Here is a 5444-nt window from a genome sequence, read left to right as displayed (position 1 = left end):
TGTGCGCTCGTAGCTCAGCTGGATAGAGCACTGGTTTGCGGTACCAGCGGTCACATGTTCGAATCATGTCGGGCGCACCACTTCTAAGCCCCTTAATTAGCCTATTCCCAAAGAAACGACAAAACTCTTTTTAGTTACTTTTTTTAGTAGTGTCACTTGAAGTGTCACTGTATATATTTACACTTTTATCAGCTTCAAGTGCTTTTGAACCTATCCACCTAGCGTAATGATCGATTAACATCTTTAACGATGCGTGTCCTAACAAACCGGCTATCTCTTGCAGAGTAAAAGCTTTCGACTCAATCGCATTGACTGCAAAGGTATGCCGACAGTTTTTAAGATCACGATATTTGAGTTCACAATCTTTAAGCAGTTTGTACCATTTGGTGTCTGCTTTGATTTTGATATTGTTTTTAACAATAGCTCTTGTACCTCTAATATCCTTAATATCCGTAAGCGGTCCTCCTCCTTTTTTACTAAAGAGCCAAAGAGACCTTTTTTCTTTTGCCATTTTTAGCAAGTCTACAAAATAAGGAATAGAGCTATCAAATAAAGGAATAGTTCTATCTCTATAGACAGTTTTTGTTTCTTTTATTTTCCCTTTTGTTATATTTCTGCTTATAGTTATGGTTTGATTATTTAGATCTATATCACCATATTGCAATCCCAAAATTTCAGCAGGAGATATACCTTGGTTGAATGAGATACCTAAATAGTAATATAGATATTCACCATAAATCAGGCTTTTACTGTTTTGCAACAATAAATTGACTTCGTTTTTCTCAAATGGCTCTATAACAGATAGATCTCTTCTTGTTCCCGTAGGCAATTTTATATCAAAAGTAATATTCTGCGCTATGATGCCATCATCATGTGCTCTCCCGAAAACTTGATGGAATATACCTAAATATTTGGACTTAGAATTTTTGCTTAGAGCTTGCTCTGATCGCTTGTCGATTAGAGCGTTAAGCCACTGCTTTATATCCAGCTTGCTGATTTTACGAATATCTAAACTACCAAAATCTGCCAGAATACGCTCAAGGCGGTATTTTGTATTTTTATAGTCATGCAATGTTTCGCTATCGACTAAAAAAATAGAAGCATAATAAGAAAATAGTGTACTCTTATGTTTTCGTAATGACAACTCACTTTGCTTACGAGCTATCCAAGCGGGCAGATATTGAGTCTGCATGTATTTTAATGTCTTTTCTGCCTTGAGAATTTTTGTGCTTTCCTCAAAGGGTGGAACACTTTTGTTTTCAAAGAACACCTGGTATCGCACATACCAGAACTTTCTATTACCTCTATCGAGGATGGAGGCTTTTTTTATGTCTGTCACTTTGCAATCTCCTTTCATGGGAGATCTGCCACTTACAATTAACGGCATGATTATACACTATGTACGATTTAAGAGTTCTTGCAGCTCTAAATCAGGGTTCTGATTACCTCTTAGCCAATTTTCAAGCGCTTGAATATCCCAGAGGATCGCTTTCTTGGTTTTGGAGCTACCGGGCGGTACAAAGAAGTGGATGCCTTGTATAAAATCTTTGTTTTTTCGTGAGATAAAGAAATCTTTTGAAAGATCAAAGATACTTGGTAGGTTTTTCTCTTGAATATATTTTTTCATTTTGTCATCTCCAATCTTTTAATACTTCACAAAGTCGGCATTTCTATTTTTTCCCGCGGGAAATTTTCAACCGATTTTTCAACAACAGATAGATTATTAAGTATTTTGGGGTTCTCGGAGTTATCGGAGGCAATTGCAGACTCTTTATAAAGCCCTAAATCAGGGGTTCTCGGACTTATCGGAGTTCTCGGAGCTAAATATTCATATACTGTCTCGACAACTTTTGATTTTGCAGAAGTTGAAGTTTCTATAAGAGAGTAAAGTTTTTGATTATTCCTCCCGCCTCTTTCAAAGTTCCAGAGTTTGCCTTCGTTGCTTTTTATTACCTTCGAAGCCTTCTCTTTGTCGTATCCAAGGTCTGTCAAGTTCTTCCATAGCTCCGACCACATAGGCTTATTGCGTGATGATTTTAGATATTGTATAGTCTCTTCTATCATTTCCTCATCTTCTTTAGTAAGTTCCGCTTCCGCAACTTCTATTTTCGACAGCACATGATTTGTGGAATCATATGTAAACGCTTGATCTTCGATATCCCCAGTTCTTGCCTTGATGCACTTGAAAATAAATGTTTTTTTATTTTGATTTAATTTTAATATAAAAGCATTCGATGTATCTTCAAGAAACGCGCTACTTCCTGCGTACATGTCCTCTACGTCTTTCCGAGGCTTATTCGTATGATGCAGAAAGAGTATGGTTGCGCCACGGTCGCGCAAAGCTTTTAGTTTGTTCATGACTTTTGAGACATCTCTGTTTTTATCCCGATCCAGTCCGTCAAAAAAGTTTTTAATCGAATCGAACACAAATAGAAATCCCGTCAAATCTCTTGCTACCGCTTCGTTTATCGTTTTGTCAATTTCATCTCTTTTATGGGTAATTTGATATGTAATATATTGTCTGTTCTCTTGAACTATTTTATGAATGTTTCTTTTTTGTATAGTAGTTTTAGAGTTATCTGCATCCAGATACACTACATGTTTTACTCTTCCAGATCTAGCAGAATTGAGAGCGAGCGCAAAAGCTGTAAGTGACTTACCACTCGAAGGCGGAGCGGCTATCATAGTAATCTCATTTCCGACGATAAAATTATCATAAAGATAAGAGAATTTCAAATTTTCTATCTCCTCAAAATCAAGATTTACCGTGGATAAATAATCCAAAAAAGAATCTACACTTTTTTTCTGCTTAAGCCCATCAACACTTTCAAGTTCTTCTTTGAGCTCATAAAGCTTGTCGATAGTTTTTAGGTTAAATTTGTGTTGTAGATCAAGAGAGAGCTGATATATTTGCCGATTTATAGAGTCAGTGCGGATCTCTTTTACATACGAAAAGATATTTAACGGTGCGACGGGATTAGCCGAGAGAATATCAAGCATCGCCGTCTCGTCAAACTTCTTAGCTCTTCTGAGCTCTTTAGCTATAAACTCTTCATCTATCGGCTTATCCTGAGCCGTCAAAAAATGGATTGCAGCATATATGTCTTGATGCGCAGGAAGATAGAAGTCGTCCTTTTTTAGCAGGGAGCTTAGTTCATCGAACTGGCTAGGCTCAAATATGATAGAGCTTAGTACGCTTTTTTCTATGTTTATGTTATAATTTTGTTCGTTCATGATTATGCCTTTTGGAAGTTATTTTGGAAAATAAAGAAAAGAGTGAACTTGTTGCAAAGATCGTTGATGCTTTGTATAAGAAACTCGTTATATTGACCGCGATAGGCGGTGGTTTTGGTGCTTATGCAATCAATTTTTTGCAAAAGAACAGTAATTATGGATATGTATTTGCTATGGTGTTTATGTTGGTATCCATAGCAATATTTGTTACTTATGTTAAGTTGAATAACTACATAAGAACTTTGGAGGATATGAAAAATGGATAATATAGGCGTTCTAGTAATACCGATTGGCTTTATGTTAGCTGCTGTAATTGGGTATTTGGCAGTTAAAAAGCACTGGAAAATAGCTGATATTTTTTGATTCATGCGACCACCTCAAAAAGGGATGGTTGCACTCTCTTTGGACTTTTTTTGATTTTCTTTTTATAGACATTTCCTGCTTTGATTTCACTGCTCTCCACATAAAAGCTGTGCAAATCCCTAAAAATAGGACTCAAAGAGTTCTCTGCATCCTCTTCAAATTCATAAAAATCTTCTTCATAAACAAACTGAGAATCGTTATCTGAATTGTACATGAGGGGAGCGTTCTGCTGGGCTGATCTGTATATGCTTTGACATAAATCAAAAAAGCTTTTTTTGTCGTTATCTTCAATAAAAAATCTAGTTTTAGCTAAAACAGCATTCTTAAAATGACGAGCTGATACACTCTGATAGCCAGTTAGAACGGCTTCGCAGAGGGCTCTGATGTCATCCTCGCCACCGCTAAACCATGTGTACTTGGCGTTTCCGAAGAGTCGGAATGCTTCGCAAATAGAGGTTCTGGCAGGAGAAAACTCTTTTGAGAAGCTCTCTATAATCTCTAGGAGCGAGATTTCATTGTTTGTAAATTTTTCTTTTATCAAGCTTAAAATTAGCTTGTTTTGGTTAAAATCTTTCATGGAAATCCTTTGATAATAAAGTAACATTTGTAAAATACAATAAATACTTGTATAAAACAAGTATTTATTGTATTTTACAAAAATTAATTTTTGAGTGGCGTATAATGAATATAGGCGATAGATTGAGTAATGCATTGCTTTTAAAAAACATAAAAGCAAAAGATATTGTTAATAAATTTAATATAACTCAACAACAAGTTTCAAATATTAAAAAAGCTGATAAATTAAATGATACAATCGCTAATATAGCGGCTAGCTATTGTATAAATTTAAATTGGCTTTTGTTGGGTGAGGGTGAAATGTTTACTGATAAAAGTGAAGGCAATGAGAAAAATGCACATGATATACCATTTTTGTTAAACAAAAATAACTCTTTATCTATTCCTATGCTTATTTCACAAAATGAAAGCAGCTCGCTAGTAGCATTTACTCAGGATAATATGATATATATCATAAATACAGGTGTTAATAAATATATAAAAAAAGCGAATTATTTATTAGAAAAAAATGAAATTTATTATATTAGAAATATTGACATGACACTTGACAATAATTTTGAGATATGTGAAATAAATAACCATGATTCAAAAGGACATACCTTTTCCCCAGAAGAGTTACAGAAATTTAAAATCGTGGGAATGGTGGAATATTCTTTAAAAGTTGAAGTGCAGAGAGTGAGTTGACACTCCACCTCTTTGTAAGAGGTGGTTTTACGCTAGGTTTTGATGACAATGCATTTAAAAGTGCGTTACCGTTGCTCTTTTGATTTATGCCATTTTAAGAGATCTTCTTTAATATAAAATACATTTTTTCTTTTTTCATTTCTTTCTTCAAATTTAAAACCATCGAGCAAACCTTTATCGCGCCATAATTTCACAGTTCTAGGCGCGACTCCTAGCAGCAAAGCTGCTTGCCTTTCACTTATAAATCCTGTTTCCATTTCTTTCTCCTTTTTTTGCTCTTACCTAAGTTCTCATTACCAGTTTTTTAGCTTTTTTCCAACAGTAGGTATCGCTTCTTTTTCTGCCAAATAAATTTCAAACCATTTTAAGAGATCTTCTTTAATATAAAATACATTTTTTCTTTTTTCATTTCTTTCTTCAAATTTAAAACCATCGAGCAAACCTTTATCGCGCCATAATTTCACAGTTCTAGGCGCGACTCCTAGCAGCAAAGCTGCTTGCCTTTCACTTATAAATTCTTTTTCCATTATTTACTCCTCGTATAATAAATTTATCAACTTACTAGATCTTAATTGACTAGTAATTTG

At 34.7% G+C, this 5444-nt stretch carries 8 protein-coding genes and 1 tRNA gene; 3 read left to right on the top strand and 6 right to left on the bottom strand.

Features of this window, described 5'->3' with window-relative positions:
* The first annotated feature begins 3 nt into the window (after positions 1-3).
* Positions 4-80, top strand: a tRNA-Arg gene (locus IBX42_RS11080).
* Positions 81-130: 50 nt separating this feature from the next.
* Here IBX42_RS11080 and IBX42_RS11075 read toward each other — a convergent pair.
* Genes IBX42_RS11075 through IBX42_RS11065 form a run of 3 tightly spaced genes read right to left on the bottom strand, consistent with a single transcriptional unit; the run spans position 131 to position 3234 of the window.
* A complete protein-coding gene (locus IBX42_RS11075) occupies positions 131-1339 on the bottom strand; it encodes a tyrosine-type recombinase/integrase (protein WP_294932903.1) in 1209 nt (402 codons plus the stop codon).
* A gap of 57 nt (positions 1340-1396) precedes the next feature.
* Positions 1397-1627, bottom strand: coding sequence for a hypothetical protein (locus IBX42_RS11070; protein ID WP_294932901.1), 231 nt, complete (start codon positions 1625-1627; stop codon positions 1397-1399).
* Positions 1628-1653: 26 nt separating this feature from the next.
* Positions 1654-3234, bottom strand: coding sequence for a DnaB-like helicase N-terminal domain-containing protein (locus IBX42_RS11065; protein WP_294932899.1), 1581 nt, complete (start codon positions 3232-3234; stop codon positions 1654-1656).
* 23 nt (positions 3235-3257) lie between these two features.
* Here IBX42_RS11065 and IBX42_RS11060 point away from each other — a divergent pair, with 23 nt between their 5' ends.
* Positions 3258-3500 carry a hypothetical protein gene (locus tag IBX42_RS11060; RefSeq protein ID WP_294932897.1) on the top strand — a complete coding sequence of 81 codons (243 nt, stop codon included), beginning with the start codon at positions 3258-3260 and terminating at the stop codon, positions 3498-3500.
* A 98-nt stretch (positions 3501-3598) separates the two neighbouring features.
* On the opposite strand, the gene IBX42_RS11055 is transcribed toward IBX42_RS11060, so the two are convergent.
* Positions 3599-4174, bottom strand: coding sequence for a hypothetical protein (locus IBX42_RS11055; protein ID WP_294932895.1), 576 nt, complete (start codon positions 4172-4174; stop codon positions 3599-3601).
* 104 nt (positions 4175-4278) lie between these two features.
* Between IBX42_RS11055 and IBX42_RS11050 the strand changes: the two genes are divergently transcribed.
* The gene (locus IBX42_RS11050) at positions 4279-4857 is read left to right on the top strand and encodes a hypothetical protein (RefSeq protein WP_294932893.1); all 579 of its coding nucleotides are present in this window, start codon (positions 4279-4281) and stop codon (positions 4855-4857) included.
* Between the two features lie 65 nt (positions 4858-4922).
* Here the strand turns inward: IBX42_RS11050 and IBX42_RS11045 are convergent, their stop codons facing one another.
* Both IBX42_RS11045 and IBX42_RS11040 read right to left on the bottom strand, forming a co-directional pair.
* Complete coding sequence (locus IBX42_RS11045; RefSeq protein ID WP_294932891.1) at positions 4923-5114, bottom strand: hypothetical protein; 192 nt, start codon at positions 5112-5114, stop codon at positions 4923-4925.
* A gap of 36 nt (positions 5115-5150) precedes the next feature.
* Complete coding sequence (locus IBX42_RS11040) at positions 5151-5384, bottom strand: helix-turn-helix domain-containing protein (protein WP_294932889.1); 234 nt, start codon at positions 5382-5384, stop codon at positions 5151-5153.
* Between the last annotated feature and the right edge of the window lie 60 nt (positions 5385-5444).

It is taken from the genome of Sulfurimonas sp. (assembly GCF_014859695.1).
Taxonomy (GTDB): domain Bacteria; phylum Campylobacterota; class Campylobacteria; order Campylobacterales; family Sulfurimonadaceae; genus Sulfurimonas.
The sequence above is the reverse complement of the archived record's forward strand: the minus strand, read 5'-3'. Positions and strand labels throughout refer to the sequence as shown.